We start from the raw sequence: 18268 nt of genomic DNA on the forward strand, positions 1-18268 counted from the left end.
CTTGAGATCAGTAGACGCGAGCTTTTGGCTCGATCTTGTGCGGATCGATGCCCTCGGCGATCAGCTCGGTGTGAACCGGCCGGTAATCGAGCTTGACGTCGCCTGCCTCGTTAACCCAGGCAAGCGTATGCTTGCGCCAGTTGACGTCGTCGCGGCCGGCGAATGCGCCCTCGGTATAATCCTCGCGGGCATGCGAACCGCGGCTCTCTTTGCGGGCCTCGGCGCCGTAGATCGTCGTGATGGCGTTGGCCATCAGGTTCTGCAGCTCCAGCGTTTCCACCAGATCCGAGTTCCAGACCATCGATCGGTCCGTGACCTTGATGTCGCGCATTTCCTGCCAGATCGCCGAAATGCGCCGGCAACCGGATTCCAGCGATTCCTGCGTGCGGAAGACGGCGGCGTCTTCCTGCATGGCGCGCTGCATCTTCTCGCGCAGGTCAGCCGTCGGCGTGCCGCCGCTGGCGTGGCGCAGACCGTCGAAGCGGTCCATGATCTTGTCGCAGGCCGCAACATTGAGATGCGGGATCGGCGCTGCGCGGTCGATCACCTCGCCGGCACGGATCGCAGCGGCGCGGCCGAAGACCACGAGGTCGATCAGCGAGTTTGAGCCGAGGCGGTTGGCGCCGTGCACCGAGGCGCAGCCGGCTTCACCCACAGCCATAAGGCCGGGAATGATCCGCTCCGGATTGGCACCGTCGGCGTTCAGCACCTCGCCCCAATAATTGGTGGGAATGCCGCCCATATTGTAATGAACGGTCGGCAGAACCGGGATCGGCTCGCGCGTGACGTCGACGCCGGCGAAGATCTTGGCGCTCTCGGAAATCCCCGGCAGGCGCTCATGCAGCACGGCCGGATCGAGATGGTCGAGATGCAGGAAGATGTGGTCCTTGTTCTTGCCGACGCCCCGGCCTTCGCGGATCTCAAGCGTCATACAGCGCGAAACGACATCGCGCGAGGCAAGATCCTTGGCCGAAGGCGCATAACGCTCCATGAAGCGCTCGCCCTCGGAGTTGACGAGGTAGCCACCTTCGCCGCGCGCGCCTTCGGTGATCAGACAGCCCGAACCGTAGATGCCGGTCGGGTGGAACTGGACGAATTCCATGTCCTGCAGCGGCAGGCCGGCGCGCGCCACCATGCCGCCGCCGTCGCCGGTGCAGGTATGGGCTGAGGTCGCCGAGAAATAGGCACGGCCGTAGCCGCCGGTCGCCAGCACCACCATCTTGGCGGCGAAACGATGGATCGTACCGTCATCGAGGCACCAGGCGACGACACCGGTGCAGCGGCTGCCGTCCTCAGACATGATCAGGTCGAGCGCGAAATATTCGATGAAGAATTCGGCGTTATTGCGCAGCGACTGGCCGTAGAGCGTATGCAGGATGGCATGGCCGGTGCGGTCGGCAACGGCGCAGGTGCGCTGCACCGGCGGACCTTCGCCGTAATTCTGCATGTGGCCGCCGAAAGGGCGCTGGTAGATCTTGCCTTCCTCGTTACGCGAGAACGGCACGCCGTAATGCTCGAGCTCATAGACTGCCTTCGGCGCTTCCATGGTCAGATACTGCATGGCGTCGACGTCGCCGAGCCAGTCGGAACCCTTGACGGTATCATAGAGATGCCACTGCCAGCTATCCGGCGTCATGTTGCGCAGCGAGGCGGCGATGCCGCCCTGGGCAGCAACCGTATGCGACCGGGTCGGGAAAACCTTGGTGATGCAGGCGGTGCGGAAACCCTGCTCGGCCATACCGAGCGTCGCGCGCAAGCCCGCGCCGCCGGCGCCGACGACGATCACGTCATAGGAGTGATCGACATATTTGTAGGCCTTGCCATTCTGAACGGGTGAAGTCGGTGCCATAGCGAGCTTATCCTACGAATGCGATTTTCAGAATGGAGAAGAGACAGAGGCTGGCGATCACGATCGCGAAGAACGTGTTCAGCATCAAGAGAGCGATCTTGCCGAACTCGCCATGCACGTAGTCCTCGATGATGACCTGCATGCCGAGCTTCATGTGGATGACGCCTGAGATCACCATCAGCCCCATGACCACGGCGACGAAAGGGTTGGACAGCGCGCGGACGACATCCGCATAGGGCGCGCCGGCATAGGCGATCATGAAGATGACGAAGAACAGGATCAACGGAATGTTCGAGACGGCGGTCAGCCGCTGACGCCAGAAATGGCTCGTGCCTTCCTTGGCGGAGCCGAGCCCGCGAACCTTGCCGAGGGGGGTGCGCATATCCATGAGAGGACCTTCAGAAGCGAATGAGGAAGCCGATCACCCAGACCAGTACGGTCAGACAGAGCGACCCGATGATGTTGGCGATGGCGAGCTTGGTCGAGACTTCCTTCTCGAAGCCATAACCGAGATCCCACATGAGATGGCGGAAGCCGCCGAGCATGTGGTGCAGCAATGCCCAGGTATAACCGAGCAGCACGAGCTTGCCGAGAAGGCTGCCGAGCACCCAGTTGGCCCAATCATAGGACGCTTGGCCGCTTGCCGCCGCAATCAGCCACCAGGCGACGAGCAGCGTGCCGACGTAGAGCGCACCGCCGGTAATGCGGTGAACGATGGACATAACCATGGTGGGAATAAGTTTATAGACTTGCAAATGCGGCGACAGGGGCCGGTTATTTGTCACGTTCGCCATCAGAACCTCGCGGCGGCTTCTCTGCGCTCCCGGATTTCGGAGCATGCTCAGTCAACTACACGAATGACAAAATTCTCTGTGTGCGTTGCATCAATTGCGACGTTTACTCACCGGAAAGCCCGACGACAAGCACAATCGCTGTCAGCTTATAATTTAATCGATTCGGGTTACCGCGAAGTTTGCGGTCGACACAAGCTCCAGAAAAGCTGCGAAGCGGTTTTCCGCCCGGAATTGCGTAAGAACAAAAGGTTAGAGCCGTTCTGCGCTTCGGCGAGAAGCGGAACCGCCCCAACGAAACTGGTCTTTTCGGCTCAATATTCATGCCGTTCTTCCCAGGCACATGGACAAGCTGCGGCTTTTGGCGCAATCTGGCATTAACGATTTGTTAACGATCGGGAATTCCGGAGGCCGGCATCCATGTTTCGCAGTCTGTCTGCAGTCGCCCTGCTTGCGCTCGCCGCGCTTGTCGCCTTGCCTGCCGCAGCCGGCGAGCGCCGTCTCGATAATCGCTTCGCCGATCATCGATTTCTTGGCCATCGCCATACCTTGCACAGCGGATTGCTTCTCGGCCAACGTCTCGGCTGGCGCGATCGCGGCATCCGTTTCGACAGCGCCTTTGTTCGCCGACACGGCAGGGAGCGGATGCCGTTCCTGAAGCAGTTTTCGTCCCCCGCGACAAATCGCGTCGCCCGCAGCAGCCTGGTCATCTTCGCGCCCCAGCCGCCGGGTGTCGACATCGGCGACACCTATGCCGGCTCTTACGCCTATCAGATCGATGGCGGGACCTATGTCGGCGGCAACGGCTACGGGTATTATCCGGCCGCACGGCTCGCGCCCCAGGCGCCGAAAGCGAAGGTCATCGACGTGGCTGTCCAGGACGATCCCTGCAGCTATGAGGCCAATGTCTGCGTGATCCGGCCCTAAGACCTTAAGCCGAAGCGCCAGACCGTCGTCTTCTTGATTTCGCTGTCCTCCAGCGCCCGCGTCACCGGCACTTGATAGGCAGCACAGAATTCCAGCTGATCCCGTGGCAGATAGCTTCTTCCGGGATCGCCGACCACAACCAGTATGCCTTGCCCTGTCAGCCTCGTCAGCCAGGGAACGAGCGCATCGGCGAAGGCACGGTCGTAAAAGACGTCGCCGGCAAGCACGATATCGGCGTCGATATCCTGTCCGATCAGATCGGCGCCGATAAATCCGAGAAAAACGCCGTTGGCCTTGGCATTCAGCCGGATCGCCGTCTCCGCCCAGGGATCGATATCGGCGGCCGTCACCTCACGCGCACCGGCCATCATCGCGGCAATGCCGACGAGGCCGGAGCCGCTGGCAAAATCCAGCACGCGCTTGCCGCGCACCATCTCCGGCTGATCGAGGATGTAGCGCGCCAGCCCCTGCCCGCCCGCCCAGGCAAAAGCCCAGAAGGGCGGCGGCAGGCCGATCGCTTCCAGCTCCTCCTCCGTCTTCAGCCAGAGCTCATGCGCCTCGCTCGCCAGATAGAGCGAAATCTCCGGCACATGCGGCGGCGCCATCAGACTGGTATTGCCGCAAATGAAGGCTTCCGGATCGGTCTTCAAAGGTCGTCAGCGCGGCGGATTGTCTAGCCCGCCCATGCGGCAGACTTCAGCCCATTCGTCATCCGTCACCGGCTGCACGGAAAGGCGCATGGAAGTGACGAGCGACATCTTGGCGAGCTTCGCATTTGCCTTGACGTCCTTCAACGTCACCGGCTTCGGCATGTCCATGACGGCGCGGATATCGACGCAATCCCACTTCGGATCGCCCTTGGCGGTGGAGTCCGGATGCGACAGCGCTGCGACTTCGACGATGCCGACGATCTCCAGCCCGTCATTGGAATGGTAGAAGAACCCTTTTTCGCCGACCTGCATTGCCCGCATGTTGTTGCGCGCCAGATAGTTGCGCACCCCGGTCCATTCCGTACCCTTGTCGCCGGCGGCCTTCTGCTGCTCCCAGGACCAGGAGGCGGGTTCGGATTTATAGAGCCAATGCGCCATGCTCACGCCTCCGGCTTGTTGAAGACCCAGTTGAAGGGCTTGATGTCGACGCTTTCGAACAAACCGGCTACGGCGTAAGGGTCGGCATCGGCGAGCGCCTTTGCCTCTTGTGCCGTCTCCGCCTTGACGAGCACCAGACTGCCGCAGGCTTTGCCCTCGTCGTCAAGGAAAGGGCCGGCCATGGAGAGCTTGCCTTCGGCATTGAGCTTGTCGAGATAGGCAAGATGCGTCGGCCGCGTCTCTATGCGGACGTTCAGATGTCCCGGCTTGTCCTTGCAGAGCAGGGCGAAAAGCATGTCTATTCTCCTATTCGGTGGTGATTGGACGCGTCATCAACTGCTCGATGGCGTCCGATATATCGAGCCTGCCGTCGATGATGGCGGAAACGGCATCGGTGATCGGCATGCTGATCGAAAGCTCCGCAGCAAGCCGGGAGGCGACGGAAGCGGCAAACGCACCCTCCACCAGCGCGCCGTGCGCGGGATCGGTCTTTTCGCCGCGCCCGAGCGCAATGCCGAAACGCAGGTTTCGCGATTGATGGCTCGTCGCCGTCAGCACCAGGTCGCCGAGACCGGAAAGTCCGCGCACCGTGTCGGCCTGACCGCCTTTGGCCACGACGAAACGCGACATTTCCGCGAGGCCACGGGCAATCAATGCCGCACGAGCGGATTCGCCGATGCCGCGGCCTTCGACGATGCCGCAGGCGATCGCCAGCACATTCTTGAGCGCGCCGCCGAGCTGCACCCCGATGCGGTCGGTGGAGGCATAGAGCCGGAAGGTCCGCCCGGAGATCGCCTGAGCGAGCCGCTCGGCCGTCTCCATGCCATCAGCCGCAATCGCCATCGCCGTCGGCAACCCTTTGGCGATATCGGCGGCAAATCCCGGACCGGAGAGAACCGCGACCGGATGATCCGGCAGTTCCCGCTCCAGCATGTCGGTCAAAAGATTGCCGGTTGTCCGCTCGATGCCCTTGGCGCAGGTGACGACGACGGCATCCTTCGACAGATAGAGACCATATTGCCGCACCGCATCGGCCTGCGCCTGCGAGGGCATCGCAAAAAGCACGATGGAGGCGCCGGCGACCGCCTCCGCCTCGGCGGAGAATTCAAGCGATTCCGGCAGGACAATGCCGGGCAGCACGGCATCATGCAGCCGTTCGCTCTTCAGATCGGCCATCAGCGATGGGTTGCGTCCAACGAGCGTCACGGCGCTGCGACCGGCAAGGGCGATGACGGCGGCAAGCGCGGTCCCGAAAGCGCCCGATCCGATGACGGCGATCTTTTCGCTCATGCCTTGGCTCCTCTCTTTCCAAAGCCGATGAGCGTTTCGGCATTGGCATCGAGCGGCCAGCGCGAACGCGGCTGCACGTCGAGTGTATCAGGCGCGACGCCCGTCGCCATGCGCTCGAGCCCCGCCCAGGCGATCATCACCGCATTGTCGGTGCAGAGGCTGAGCGGCGGCGCAATGAAACGGAAGCCGTTCTTGTCGCAGAGCGCCTGCAGCGTCGCCCGCAGTTCGAGATTGGCGGCGACACCGCCGGCAACGACCAGCGCCGGCTTCTCGCCGGTCGCCGGGAACTCCCTCTTGAACCGCTGCAGGCCGCGGCCGATGCGGTCCTTCAGCGTGCGCGAAATCGCCCGCTGGAACGAGGCGCAAATATCAGCCACGTCCTGATCGCTGAGCGGCGCGATATCCTGCGCCGCCTGCCGCACCGCCGTCTTCAGGCCGGAGAAGGAGAAGTCGAGCCGCGCCTCGCCGACGAGCGGGCGCGGAAAATCGAACCGATCGGCATTGCCGTCGCGCGCCATCCGCTCCACCGCCGGACCGCCGGGATAGGGCAGGCCGAGCAGCTTTGCCGTCTTGTCGAAAGCTTCGCCGAGCGCATCGTCGATTGTCGTGCCCCAACGTTCATACTGTCCGACACCCCGCACCAGGATCAGCTGGGTATGGCCGCCGGAGACGAGCAGCACCAGATAGGGAAAGGAGAGCCCATGGGTCAGCCGCGCCGTCAGCGCATGGCCCTCGAGATGGTTGATCGCATAGAGCGGTTTGCCGGCGGCCCTCGCGATCGCCTTGCCGGTCATCAATCCCACAAGCAGCCCGCCGATCAGACCCGGGCCTGAAGTGGCGGCGATGGCATCGACATCGGCCAGCGACACATTGGCGCGCTTCAGCGCCTGCTCGATCAGCTCATCCAGCGCCTCGACATGGGCGCGCGCGGCGATCTCCGGCACCACGCCGCCATAGGCGCTGTGCTCGTCGAGCTGGGAAAGCACGACATCCGACAAGACGTTGCAATGACCCTCCGCATTGCGCTCGACAACGGCTGCGGCGGTCTCGTCGCAGCTTGTTTCGATGCCGAGGATGCGCATAAAGGGAACCATGTGGCCTGTTCATTCATTGCGATGGAACGGAAACCCGTTTACGAGAATTCCGGTAACAACGGAACAGAGCGGATGCAAACAAAACCTTTCCGGATTGGCACGCGGGGCAGCCCGCTGGCGCTAGCCCAGGCGCATGAGGCCCGCGACAGGTTGATGGCGGCGCATAACCTGTCTGAAGAGATGTTCGAGATCGTCGTGCTGACCACCAAGGGCGACCGCATCACCGATCGACCGCTGGCCGAGATCGGCGGCAAGGGCCTCTTCACCGAGGAGCTCGAGCAGAAACTCGTGTCGGGCGAACTGGATTTTGCCGTGCACTCCGCCAAGGACATGCCGACGCACCTGCCGGACGGCCTTCACCTCTCTGCCTATCTGCCGCGCGAGGATATTCGCGACGCCGTCGTCGGCCGCACCGCGCCCAAGCTGATCGACCTGCCGCATGGCGCCACCGTCGGCTCCTCATCGCTGCGCCGCCAGGCGCTGATCCGCCGCATGCGGCCAGACATCAACGTCATCACCTTCCGCGGCTCGGTCGAAACCCGCCTGCGCAAGCTCGATGAGGGTCAGGTTGACGCGACCCTGCTGGCGCTCGCCGGCCTGAAACGCCTCGGCAAGGTCGAGGTGATCACCGATGTCCTCGACCCCGACACCTTCCCGCCCGCGCCGGCGCAGGGGGCGATCTGCATCGAAAGCCGCGTCGGCGACACAAAAATCGATGACCTGCTGGCGGCGGTCAACGATGCCACGACCTTCGACTCCGTCTCTTGCGAGCGCGCCTTCCTCGCTGCTCTCGACGGCTCCTGCCGCACGCCGATCGGCGGCTATGCCGTCTGCGAGGGCGACCTGATTCGATTCTCCGGCCTGATCATTACGCCCGACGGCCGCAGCCAGCACGCGGTGACCACCGACGGTCACCGCCGCGATGCCGCCGCACTCGGCACCCGTGCCGGCCAGGATGTGCGCGCCAGGGCCGGCAGCGCCTTCTTTGACGACTGGCATTGAAGCGGCCATGCGTGTGCTCGTCACCCGCCCCGCGCATTCGGCGACAAGAACAGCACAACGTCTGCGCGATATGGGTCACGAGCCTCTGCTGCTGCCGCTGCGTCGACCACAACATGACAGTGCCGCTGCCGCCGGTGCGCTTGCAGCCACGCACGGCGCGATCGCGGTAACCAGCGGCGAAGCCGCCAGGGTGCTGTCGGCTCTCGGCGAGACACTTCCTCCGCACCTTGACCGCCCGGTTTTCGCGGTCGGCGAGAGGACGGCGCAAGCGGCGCAGCGGCTTGGCTTCCGGTCGGTCACCGCATCTTCGGGCAACGGCCGCGATCTCGCCGATCTCGTCGGCGCGCAGAGGGTGGAAGACCTGCTTTACCTCGCCGGCAGGCCGCGCGCCGAAATCTTCGAAGGGAGATTGCGCGAACTCGGGATCCGCTTTTCCGTCGCCGAATGTTATCGCATGCTGCCGGTCGCTCCCGGCCCGGCCGACATCGAGTCGATTTTTTCCGGCCATCGCCCGGATGCCGTGCTTTTCTATTCCCGGCAAACAGCGGAGGATTTCTTTCAGGTGGCAGAGCTGCGATCGGCCCTGTCGGAACAGGGCGGAATCCGCCTTCTCTGCCTGAGCGAGGCGGTAGCGCAGGCCATTCCGACCTTCCTGAAAGAGACCGTGGCGATTTCGTCGATGCCGGATGAGATAAGCCTTTTGTCGCTGCTTTGAATGCTCTAGCCGCCCAAATTTGATCTAACCTCTTCCCTTAACTGGCATCACTGTCTAGTTTCGTTGCAATGCAGGATAAAGAGGACCTCATGGTATCGGGAACCCCGCCACGCCATTCCAAGAGCGCCGACGAGCCAGTTACGATCGACCTCGATTCTCAGGATTTCGCTTCCGTAGCCGATACCGAAAAGCCGGTGGACACTGACGCCGGCGAGACCGAGAGCACCACCACCGGTGCCGATCTGCCGCCCGAAAGCGAAGCGGTGTCGCAGCCCGAACAGGAAAGCGAGGCAGAAGCGGCAGCAGCGGAGGAGACGCCGGCAGCCACCGAACCTTCCTTCCCCCCTCGTACCGACCAGCCCGCGCCAAAGGGCGCCGGCACCTCCGGTCTGATCGCCGCCGGCATCTTCGGCGGTCTCGTGGCGCTGCTTGGCGCAGGCGCCATCCAATATGCTGGATACCTCCCGAGCTCCTCGGCGCCGCAGACGGCCTCGTCTGAGATCGCCGATCTCTCGGGCGAGATCGACGGCTTGAAACAGACGGTCGCCAATCTCGCCGCCAATCCCGCAAGCACCGGTGACAGCGCGCTTGGGACGCGCGTCGCGGCGCTGGAAACGACTGCGAAGCAGGCAAATGTCGAGGCGCTCAACCAGAAGATTGCGGAGCTGAGCGGCCAGGTCGAGCAGCTGCGTTCGACGCTTGCCCAGTCCTCCGAGCAGCAGACGAGCAATGGCGCCGATATTGCCAAGCGCCTCGACGAGGCCGAAAAGAAGCTGAACGAACCGCGCCAGGATGTCGCCGTCGCCCGGGCGATCGCGGCAGCCGCCCTCAAGGCGGCGATCGATCGCGGCGGCCCGTTCCTCGCGGAACTCGACACCTTCGCCGGCGTCGCGCCCGACGATCCTGCCGTCGCCGACCTGCGCAGCTTTGCCGAGACCGGCATTCCCTCGCGCGCCGAGCTCGTGCGTCAGGTTCCCGACGTTGCGACCGCGATCGTCGAGGCCGTCAACCAGCCGGATCCGAACCAGAGCTGGTCGGATCGGCTGATGGCGAGCGCCAAATCGCTGGTGACCGTCCGTCCCGTCGGCAATATCGAGGGCGAAAGCGTCGAGGCCATCGCCGCCCGCATGGAGGACAAGGTGAAGAACGGCGACCTGTCCGGTGCTTCCGCCGAATGGAATGCTCTGCCGGCTCTCGGAAAGCAGGCGTCCGCTGCCTTCAAGCAGTCGCTGGAGGCGCGCATCCGCGTCGAAGAGCTGGTCGGCGGGGCGCTGTCGAAAGCGGTCAGCGGTACCGCCAAGGAGGGGTGAGACCATGATCAGACTCGTCGTCTTCGCCCTGTTCGTATTGCTTCTCGCCTACGGCTTCTCCTGGTTCGCCGATCGTCCCGGCGATCTCTCGCTGATCTGGGAAGGTCAGATCTACCAGACGAAGCTGATCGTCGCGGTCAGCGCAATCATCGCTCTGATCGCCGCCGTGATGATCGTCTGGTGGTTTGTTCGCCTGATCTGGACCTCGCCGCATTCGGTGACGCGTTATTTCCGCGCCCGAAAGCGCGACCGCGGCTATCAGGCGCTGTCGACCGGTCTGATCGCTGCCGGCGCCGGCAATGCGCTCCTCGCCCGCAAGATGGCGGCGCGCTCGCGCGGTCTCATCCGCGCCGATCAGGAGCCGCTGATCAACCTGCTCGAGGCTCAGGCTGCCCTTATCGAAGGCCGCCATGATGAGGCGCGCGCCAAGTTCGAAGCCATGGCCAACGATCCGGAAACGCGCGAGCTCGGCCTGCGCGGCCTCTATCTCGAAGCTCGCCGTCTCGGCGCCAACGAGGCAGCACGCCAATATGCTGAAAAGGCCGCCGACAACGCGCCTTATCTGCCCTGGGCCGCCCAGGCGACGCTCGAATATCGCAGCCAGGCCGGCCGTTGGGACGATGCGATCCGCCTTCTCGAACAGCAGAAGGCCGCGCGCGTCGTCGAGAAGGCCGAAGCCAACCGTCTGCTCGCGGTCCTGTTGACGGCGCGCGCCGCCGAGAAGCTCGAGGGCAATCCGGCCGGCGCCCGCGACGACGCGCTGCAGGCGCTGAAGCTCGCCGTCGATCTTGTTCCGGCCGCCCTCATTGCCGCCAAGGCCTTGTTCCGCGAAGGCGGCTTGCGCAAAGCCGCTTCGATCCTCGAACAGGCATGGAAATCAGCGCCGCATCCCGAGATCGGCCAGACCTATGTCAGAGCCCGCAGCGGTGATTCCACACTCGACCGGCTGAAGCGCGCCGAGCGGCTGGAAGCGTTGCGGCCGAACAATGTCGAATCCCTCCTCGTCGTCGCCCAGGCCGCGCTCGACGCGCAGGAATTCGCCAAGGCGCGCTCCAAGGCGGAAGCGGCGGCGCGCATCGAGCCGCGTGAAGCCGCCTTCCTGCTGCTCGCCGACATCGAGGAGGCCGAGACCGGCGACCAGGGCCGCGTGCGCCACTGGCTGGCCCAGGCGTTGAAAGCCCCGCGCGATCCGGCTTGGGTGGCGGACGGCTTCGTCTCCGACAAATGGCTGCCGGTATCGCCGGTGACGGGCCGTATTGACGCCTTCGAATGGAAGGCGCCTTTCGGCCAGATCGAGGGTCCGCTCGAAGACGGTTCGGCGCCCGCCGCGATCGAAACTGCCCTGAAGACCCTGCCGCCGCTGCGGGACGTCAGGCCGGAAAGCCCGGTCAACGATCACCGCATCATCGAGCTGGAACGCGCCGCGACGATTGCCGAGGCTGTGCGCCCGGCGCCGGCACCGGCAAAGCCGAAATCCGTCGAATCCACCGCCAGCGACAAAGCGCCAGCACCGAACGAAGCAAAGCCCTTTTTCGGCGGACTGCCGGATGATCCCGGCGTTCGCGATCCCAGGACGGAACCGGAACCCAAGACCCGGCTTCGCCTTTTCTGACACGGAACGAAACCCGCATGTTCGAACGCTTTCAGGCATTCTTCCAGAATCTCACCGCCGATCGTCCGAAGAAAGGCTTTGCCCCCGATGACCCGCGCATCGCAGTGGCAGCACTCTGCATGCAGGTCATGGAGGCCGACGGTCAGATTAAGGCCAGTGAAAAGAAGCGGCTGCGCAAGCTCCTGAAGGAGCAGTATGCGCTCGACGGCAAGCAGCTCGATGCTTTGATGGCCGCCGGCCTCGAAGCCGAAAGCTCCGCCGTCGACTACTATCGCTTCACCGCCGACCTGAAACGCCATCTCGATATCGAGCAACGGCTGGAGCTGATCGGCGTTCTCTGGGACATCGTTTATGCCGATGGCGAGCGCAGCGAGATGGAAGACCATGTCATCTGGCGTATCGCCGATCTGCTCGGGGTCTCCTCACGCGAACGCATTCAGAAGCGGCAGGAGGCCGCCGCCAGGGTCACGGACATCCAGGTTGCACAAGATGATGCCGACTGAGCAAAATCCGGACCGCGACCGGCGCCCGATCCTTATCGTCTTGCATCAGGAGCGATCGAGCCCCGGCCGCGTCGGTCAGTTGCTCGTCGAAAAGGGCTATTGCCTCGATATCCGTCGCCCGGTCCTCGGCGACCCGCTTCCGACGACGCTCGCAGACCATGCCGGCGCCGTCGTCTTCGGCGGGCCGATGAGCGCCAATGATCCGGATGACTTCGTCAAGAAGGAGATCGACTGGATCGAGGTCCCGCTAAGGGAAAAACGCCCTTTTCTCGGTATCTGCCTCGGTGCCCAGATGCTGGTGCGTCATCTCGGCGGCAAGGTGCAGGCGAATAACGACGGCTCGACCGAGATCGGCTGGTATCCGCTGCGCCCGACGGAGAAGGGCCGGCTGCTGATGCATTGGCCGAAGATGGTCTATCATTTCCACCGCGAGGGCTTCGAGCTGCCGCACGGCGCCGATCTCCTGGCCGAAGGCGATGCCTATCCGAACCAAGCCTTCCGCTATGACGGCGGCGCCTGGGGCCTGCAGTTCCATGCCGAGCTCACCCGGGTGATGATGCATCGCTGGGTCGTGCATGGCGCCCATCGCTTCATCCTGCCGAATGCCCAGCAGGGCCGCGAACATCTCGAAGGCCGCATGCTGTTCGACGCGCCGCTGCGAGCATGGCTGACCGAATTCCTCGATCTCGTCTTCGAGGGAAAGATCGCAAAAGCGGCGCACTCGATCACGCTTCCAGTATAGAGGCGCGCTCCCGGCAGCGTGCTCACGTCATGCCGGAGCGTCGAGCGTGTCGATCCTGCGCAGTTTCGGGAAGCTCGAAGCCCAGATCGTGGCGACGACCAGGGTTCCGATGCCGCCGATGACGACCGCCGGCACCGCGCCGAAGATCGAGGCCATTGTGCCCGCCCTGAATTCCCCGAGCTCGTTCGAGGCGCCGACGAAGACCATATTGACCGCATTGACGCGGCCACGCAGGTGATCCGGCGTCCACAGCGCAATCAGGCTCTCGCGCACATAGACCGACACCATGTCTGCCGCCCCCATCAGCGCCAGGGCGGCGATCGAGACTTCGGTGTTGGTCGAGACCCCGAAGATGATGGTTCCCAGACCGAACAGGGCGACGCCGATGAACATGTAGATGCCGGCACGATGTTTCAGCGGATAGGCGGCCAGAAAAATCGCCATGACGATGGCGCCAAGCCCCGGTGCCGCACGCAACAATCCTAGGCCCCAGGGGCCAAGCGTGAGAATATCACGGGCAAAGATCGGCATCAGCGCCGTGGCGCCGCCGAGCAGGACGGCAAAGAGGTCGAGCGAAATCGCGCCGAGCACCACCTTTTCGCCGCGGATGAAACTGAAGCCGCCGAGGATCATCGCCCAGCTCTTCGCCTCACCCACCGTCTTCTGCTCCGGCTTCGGGATCATGAAGAGAAGGCCCGCGCCGAGAATGGAAAAGATCACCGCCACCGTATAGGCGGTCGTCGCGCTGACACCATAGAGCAGGCCGCCGATCACCGGCCCGGTGATCGCCGCAAGCTGCCAGGACGATGAATTCCAGGCGATCGCATTCGAAAGTGCATGCTCCGGCACGAGATTGGGCGCGAGAGACTGCACCGCCGGCGACATGAAGGCGCGTTCGATGCCGAAGATCAGAAGCACTGCAAAGACCGGCCAGGGCGCGAAAGTATCCGTCGCCGTCATGACGAGCAGCGCCAGCGTGCACAGCGCGCTGACCAGCGAGCACAGCGCTGCGATGGCCCGGCGATTGTGCCGATCGGCCACCGAACCGGTAACGAGGATGAGCAGCAGTGACGGCAGGAACTGTACCAGCCCGATCAGCCCGAGATAGATCGCCTTGCCCGTCTGATCGTACATCTGCCAGCCGACTGCGACGCTGACGATCTGTTGCGAGAAGGAAAGCAGAAAACGCGCGAAGAAGAAGCGGGTGTAAGACGAATGCCTGAACGCGGCAAAACGGTCTCCGGTGGGTGAGAACGACATGAGCATTGTCCGAGGAAGCGGAAGCCGGAATGGTTGCGGGGCCGCCCGTTAAACATGATTTGCCCTGCGTTCCCACACGGCACTTGCTCGTTTAGTTGCCAATGTCTACATGTCTGTCAACAACCAATTGGAGACGATGATGTTTGCCTTGTTTCAAACCATTGATTTGGTTTTGAATATTTATACGTGGATCCTGATTGCCAGCGCCGTTTTCTCCTGGCTCTATGCGTTCAACGTGATCAATTCCAGCAACCAGTTCGTCAATTCGGTCGGCATGTTCCTCTATAATGTCACCGAACCGGCGCTGAAGCCGATCCGTCGTCTGTTGCCCAACCTCGGCGGCATCGACATTTCGCCGATCATCCTGCTGGTGATCATCTTCTTCCTGCGCACCTTCCTTTGGACCACCCTCTACCCGCTGGTCGCTTGAGCCCTCCCTGGAAGCTCTTCGCTGATCATCTGCGCCTGACTGTTCGGCTGACGCCGAATGGCGGGCGAGACGCGTTCGACGGCATTGATACGGACAGCGAAGGCGAGACTTATCTGGGGGCGCGCGTCACCGCCGTTCCGGAAAAAGGAAAGGCCAATAAGGCCCTGATCGCGCTCGTTTCCAAATCGGTCGGCGTTGCCAAGTCCAGCGTCAGCGTCATCTCCGGCGAGACCGCACGCAAAAAAATCCTCCGGATCGAAGGCGACCCGGAGGATTTGGCAAGAAAACTCGAAGTTTTTCTTGAGTGAACGATCAGCCCTTCGCCTTCTTGGCGCGCTCGACGGCTTCGATGATGAGTTGGCCGGCTTCCTTGGAGTCGCCCCAGCCGAAGATCTTCACCCACTTGCCGGGCTCCAGATCCTTGTAGTGCTCGAAGAAGTGCTCGATCTGCTTCAAGGTGATCTCCGGGAGATCGGTGAAGTCCTTCACCTTCTCATAGCGTAGCGTCAGCTTCGGCGACGGCACGGCGATGATCTTCTCGTCCTTGCCCGAATTGTCTTCCATTTTCAGGACGCCGATCGGCCGCACGTTGATGACGCAGCCCGGCACCAGCGGGCGGGTGCTGGCGATCAGAACGTCGATCGGGTCGCCATCTTCAGACAGCGTGTGCGGTACGAAACCGTAATTGCCCGGATAGGTCATCGGCGTATAGAGGAAGCGATCGACGACCAGGGTGCCGGCCTCCTTGTCCATTTCATACTTGATCGGATGGCCGCCAACAGGAACCTCGACGATAACGTTGACGTCTTCAGGTGGATTCTTACCGATTGAAATGGCGTCGATGCGCATAGGATACTCCCGCGGGGTTGAATTGCTCGAAGCCAAATAATCAGTTTCATGTCGCAACGCAACATTTGAGATCACCAATGCGTGATGACGCCGGCGCTATGAGGCCAAAACTTTTCAAGGAGCAAATGAGCGGGGGCGACCGGAATAGTCAGTTCCAGATGAAACCGATCTTCTTCAACTGCTTGTGGTCGAAATTTTCCATACCTTCGCAGAAATCGGTCCCGCCGTGATGGCGGTAGAAGCGGCTGGCGGCCTCGTTTTCTTCAAGGCACCAGACGACCAGCCCGTTGCAGCCGAGCGACTTCAACAAGCGGCGCGCCTCGCCGAACAGCATGTGGCCGAGACCGATGCCCTGATATTCGGGGCGAAGATAGAGCTCGTAGATTTCGCCTTCCTGCGGCAGGGCACGGGCGCGGTTGAGGCCGAGCGTCGCATAACCGGCGACCGTCCCTGCAACGTCGAGAACCAGCAATGTCGCAGGTCCGCGCGTTGCCTTGCGCCACCAGTTTTCGCCGCGCCGCTCAATCATCTGCGTCAGCGCGCGATGCGGAATAATCCCCGCATAGGTGTGCTGCCAGGCGAGCCTGTGGGTTTCCGAAATGGCTCGGGCATCGTGCGGTTCGGCCCGCCGGACATCGATCGACAACGTCTTCATAACGTTTACTCTGGTCCTGTCGGGGGCAATTAACCATACGCAATGACGCATTCGGCTCGATTGCCCACAGACTTAACATGTGGACGACAGTCAAAATTTAACGCTTTTTTAACGATTGTCACAAGTCGGAATCGACGCAGCGCACAATAAAAAACCCCGGCGCGGAGGCCGGGGTTTTAAAGCGTAACTGCAGCGGTTTAGAGAGCCGCCTTCGTCTTTTCGAACCGCTTGCGGTCGTTGGCGTCGAGATACATCTTGCGCAGGCGGATGGACTTCGGCGTGACCTCGACCAACTCGTCTTCCTGGATCCAGGAGAGCGCGCGCTCCAGCGTCATACGGATAGGTGGGGTCAGCTTGACGGCTTCGTCCTTGCCGGCGGCGCGGATGTTGGTCAGCTTCTTGCCCTTCAGCACGTTGACCTCGAGGTCGTTGTCGCGCGTATGGATGCCGATGATCATGCCCATATAGACCTTTTCGCCGGCATCGATGATCATCGGGCCGCGGTCTTCCAGGTTGAACAAGGCGTAGGCAACGGCTTCGCCGGCTTCATTGGCGAGCAGCACGCCGTTGACGCGGCCGCCGATTTCACCCTTGTAGGGCTGGTAGCTGTGGAACAGGCGATTCATGATCGCCGTGCCGCGCGTATCCGTCAGCAGTTCCGACTGGTAGCCGATCAGGCCGCGGGTCGGCGCGTAGAAAACCAGACGGACGCGATTGCCGCCGGACGGGCGAAGTTCGACCATTTCGGCCTTGCGCTCCGACATCTTCTGCACGACGACGCCGGAATGTTCTTCGTCGACGTCGATCAGGACTTCTTCGATCGGCTCCAGAAGCTGGCCGCTTTCGTCCTTGTGCATGACGACGCGCGGACGCGAGACAGCAAGCTCGAAGCCTTCGCGGCGCATGTTTTCGATCAGAACGGCAAGCTGGAGTTCGCCGCGGCCGGAGACGAAGAAACTATCCTTGTCGGCGCTTTCCTCGATCTTCAGCGCAACGTTGCCTTCGGCTTCCTTGAACAGGCGGTCACGGATGACGCGGCTGGTGACCTTGTCGCCTTCGGTGCCGGCCAGCGGCGAGTCGTTGACGATGAAGGACATGGTGACCGTCGGCGGGTCGATCGGCTGCGCCTTCAGCGCTTCCGTCACCGCCGGATCGCAGAAGGTATCGGCGACCGTGCCCTTGGAAAGGCCGGCGATCGCGACGATGTCGCCCGCATGCGCCTCTTCGATCGGCTGGCGTTCGATGCCGCGGAAGGCGAGGATCTTGGAAATGCGGCCCTGTTCGATCAGCTTGCCGTCCTGGCCGAGAACCTTGACGGCCTGGTTCGGCTTGATCGAACCGGACGCGATACGGCCGGTGATGATGCGGCCGAGGAAGTTGTTGGCTTCGAGGATCGTGCCGATCATGCGGAACGGACCCTCCTCGACCTTCGGCTCGGGCACGTGCTTGACGACGAGGTCGAGCAGCGGGGCCAGGCCTTGATCGGTCGGGCCTGCCGGATCGTAGTTCATCCAGCCGGCCCGGCCGGAACCGTAGAGGATCGGAAAGTCGAGCTGCTCATCGGTCGCATCGAGGGCGGCGAAGAGGTCGAAGACTTCGTTGACCACTTCGTCGGCGCGCGCATCAGGACGGTCGATCTTGTTGATGGCAACGATCGGGCGCAGGCCGACCTTAAGGGCCTTGCCGACGACGAACTTGGTCTGCGGCATCGGGCCCTCGGCCGCGTCGACGAGAACGATCGCGCCGTCCACCATCGACAGAATGCGCTCGACTTCACCGCCGAAGTCGGCGTGGCCGGGCGTGTCGACGATGTTGATGCGCGTGTCCTTCCATTCGATGGAGGTCGCCTTGGCGAGAATGGTGATGCCGCGCTCTTTTTCGATGTCGTTGGAGTCCATCACGCGTTCCATGACGCGCTGGTTCTCGCGGAACGAGCCGGACTGTTTCAGAAGCTCGTCAACAAGGGTGGTCTTGCCATGGTCAACGTGCGCGATGATCGCGATGTTGCGAAGTGCCATATGTCATAATCTCTGAGGCTGGGGCGCTACGCCAAGTGGACGCGCCATTTACGTTTGGCGCGCTCATACCGGTTTTTTCGCCATTGCGAAAGGGGGTCGCGCGCGAAAGCTGCGGCATGGCTGCCGCCATGCC

Annotated in this window: 21 protein-coding genes; 9 read left to right on the forward strand and 12 right to left on the reverse strand. The window is 62.7% G+C overall.

The window, feature by feature from the left end; all coding sequences use genetic code 11:
• Positions 1 to 7: 7 nt before the first annotated feature.
• From sdhA to sdhC, 3 genes are read right to left on the reverse strand one after another with little or no spacing between them, the layout of a single operon-like run.
• A complete protein-coding gene (gene sdhA, locus RHE_RS19925; RefSeq protein ID WP_011427089.1) occupies positions 8 to 1849 on the reverse strand; it encodes a succinate dehydrogenase flavoprotein subunit in 1842 nt (613 codons plus the stop codon).
• A 7-nt stretch (positions 1850 to 1856) separates the two neighbouring features.
• Positions 1857 to 2237 (reverse strand): succinate dehydrogenase, hydrophobic membrane anchor protein, encoded by a 381-nt coding sequence (sdhD, locus tag RHE_RS19930; RefSeq protein WP_011427090.1) that lies wholly within the window; start codon positions 2235 to 2237, stop codon positions 1857 to 1859.
• 10 nt (positions 2238 to 2247) lie between these two features.
• A complete protein-coding gene (sdhC, locus tag RHE_RS19935; RefSeq protein ID WP_010020710.1) occupies positions 2248 to 2643 on the reverse strand; it encodes a succinate dehydrogenase, cytochrome b556 subunit in 396 nt (131 codons plus the stop codon).
• A 417-nt stretch (positions 2644 to 3060) separates the two neighbouring features.
• Between sdhC and RHE_RS19940 the strand changes: the two genes are divergently transcribed.
• Complete coding sequence (locus tag RHE_RS19940) at positions 3061 to 3567, forward strand: hypothetical protein (protein WP_011427091.1); 507 nt, start codon at positions 3061 to 3063, stop codon at positions 3565 to 3567.
• On the opposite strand, the gene RHE_RS19945 is transcribed toward RHE_RS19940, so the two are convergent.
• From RHE_RS19945 to tsaD, 5 genes are read right to left on the reverse strand one after another with little or no spacing between them, the layout of a single operon-like run.
• A complete protein-coding gene (locus tag RHE_RS19945; protein ID WP_011427092.1) occupies positions 3564 to 4217 on the reverse strand; it encodes a class I SAM-dependent methyltransferase in 654 nt (217 codons plus the stop codon). The two genes, RHE_RS19940 and RHE_RS19945, sit on opposite strands and share 4 nt — an antisense overlap.
• 6 nt (positions 4218 to 4223) lie before the next feature.
• Positions 4224 to 4655, reverse strand: a complete 432-nt coding sequence (locus RHE_RS19950; protein ID WP_011427093.1) for an EVE domain-containing protein — start codon at positions 4653 to 4655, stop codon at positions 4224 to 4226.
• Positions 4656 to 4657: 2 nt separating this feature from the next.
• On the reverse strand, positions 4658 to 4951 hold the full coding sequence (locus RHE_RS19955) for a YciI-like protein (protein WP_011427094.1): 294 nt from the start codon (positions 4949 to 4951) through the stop codon (positions 4658 to 4660).
• A 10-nt stretch (positions 4952 to 4961) separates the two neighbouring features.
• Positions 4962 to 5945 carry an NAD(P)H-dependent glycerol-3-phosphate dehydrogenase gene (locus RHE_RS19960; RefSeq protein WP_011427095.1) on the reverse strand — a complete coding sequence of 328 codons (984 nt, stop codon included), beginning with the start codon at positions 5943 to 5945 and terminating at the stop codon, positions 4962 to 4964.
• Positions 5942 to 7039, reverse strand: coding sequence for a tRNA (adenosine(37)-N6)-threonylcarbamoyltransferase complex transferase subunit TsaD (gene tsaD, locus RHE_RS19965; protein WP_042119075.1), 1098 nt, complete (start codon positions 7037 to 7039; stop codon positions 5942 to 5944). Before tsaD ends, RHE_RS19960 begins: the two co-directional genes overlap by 4 nt.
• A gap of 72 nt (positions 7040 to 7111) precedes the next feature.
• Between tsaD and hemC the strand changes: the two genes are divergently transcribed.
• From hemC to RHE_RS19995, 6 genes are all read left to right on the forward strand, one after another.
• Entirely contained in the window at positions 7112 to 8041 is a 930-nt protein-coding gene (gene hemC / locus RHE_RS19970) for a hydroxymethylbilane synthase (protein ID WP_011427097.1), read from the forward strand.
• A 7-nt stretch (positions 8042 to 8048) separates the two neighbouring features.
• Entirely contained in the window at positions 8049 to 8756 is a 708-nt protein-coding gene (locus RHE_RS19975) for a uroporphyrinogen-III synthase (RefSeq protein WP_011427098.1), read from the forward strand.
• A gap of 68 nt (positions 8757 to 8824) precedes the next feature.
• Positions 8825 to 10066 carry a COG4223 family protein gene (locus tag RHE_RS19980; protein WP_187331701.1) on the forward strand — a complete coding sequence of 414 codons (1242 nt, stop codon included), beginning with the start codon at positions 8825 to 8827 and terminating at the stop codon, positions 10064 to 10066.
• Positions 10067 to 10070: 4 nt separating this feature from the next.
• Positions 10071 to 11678, forward strand: a complete 1608-nt coding sequence (locus tag RHE_RS19985) for a heme biosynthesis protein HemY (RefSeq protein ID WP_011427100.1) — start codon at positions 10071 to 10073, stop codon at positions 11676 to 11678.
• A 17-nt stretch (positions 11679 to 11695) separates the two neighbouring features.
• Positions 11696 to 12181: a tellurite resistance TerB family protein gene (locus RHE_RS19990; RefSeq protein WP_011427101.1), complete on the forward strand. Its 486-nt coding sequence runs from the start codon at positions 11696 to 11698 to the stop codon at positions 12179 to 12181.
• On the forward strand, positions 12168 to 12923 hold the full coding sequence (locus RHE_RS19995) for a glutamine amidotransferase (RefSeq protein WP_041678776.1): 756 nt from the start codon (positions 12168 to 12170) through the stop codon (positions 12921 to 12923). The genes RHE_RS19990 and RHE_RS19995 overlap by 14 nt, the downstream gene beginning before the upstream one ends.
• A gap of 27 nt (positions 12924 to 12950) precedes the next feature.
• Here the strand turns inward: RHE_RS19995 and RHE_RS20000 are convergent, their stop codons facing one another.
• Positions 12951 to 14183: an MFS transporter gene (locus RHE_RS20000; RefSeq protein WP_011427103.1), complete on the reverse strand. Its 1233-nt coding sequence runs from the start codon at positions 14181 to 14183 to the stop codon at positions 12951 to 12953.
• Positions 14184 to 14322: 139 nt separating this feature from the next.
• Between RHE_RS20000 and RHE_RS20005 the strand changes: the two genes are divergently transcribed.
• Both RHE_RS20005 and RHE_RS20010 read left to right on the forward strand, forming a co-directional pair.
• Positions 14323 to 14613 carry a YggT family protein gene (locus RHE_RS20005; protein ID WP_011427104.1) on the forward strand — a complete coding sequence of 97 codons (291 nt, stop codon included), beginning with the start codon at positions 14323 to 14325 and terminating at the stop codon, positions 14611 to 14613.
• Entirely contained in the window at positions 14610 to 14921 is a 312-nt protein-coding gene (locus RHE_RS20010) for a DUF167 domain-containing protein (protein ID WP_042119076.1), read from the forward strand. Before RHE_RS20005 ends, RHE_RS20010 begins: the two co-directional genes overlap by 4 nt.
• A gap of 4 nt (positions 14922 to 14925) precedes the next feature.
• On the opposite strand, the gene ppa is transcribed toward RHE_RS20010, so the two are convergent.
• The 3 genes from ppa to typA form a co-directional block, all read right to left on the reverse strand.
• Positions 14926 to 15462, reverse strand: a complete 537-nt coding sequence (gene ppa / locus RHE_RS20015) for an inorganic diphosphatase (RefSeq protein WP_011427106.1) — start codon at positions 15460 to 15462, stop codon at positions 14926 to 14928.
• 148 nt (positions 15463 to 15610) lie between these two features.
• Positions 15611 to 16117 carry a GNAT family N-acetyltransferase gene (locus tag RHE_RS20020; RefSeq protein WP_011427107.1) on the reverse strand — a complete coding sequence of 169 codons (507 nt, stop codon included), beginning with the start codon at positions 16115 to 16117 and terminating at the stop codon, positions 15611 to 15613.
• Between the two features lie 197 nt (positions 16118 to 16314).
• Positions 16315 to 18135, reverse strand: coding sequence for a translational GTPase TypA (gene typA, locus RHE_RS20025; protein WP_011427108.1), 1821 nt, complete (start codon positions 18133 to 18135; stop codon positions 16315 to 16317).
• Between the last annotated feature and the right edge of the window lie 133 nt (positions 18136 to 18268).

This window comes from Rhizobium etli CFN 42 (genome assembly GCF_000092045.1).
GTDB classification, from domain to species: Bacteria; Pseudomonadota; Alphaproteobacteria; order Rhizobiales; family Rhizobiaceae; genus Rhizobium; species Rhizobium etli.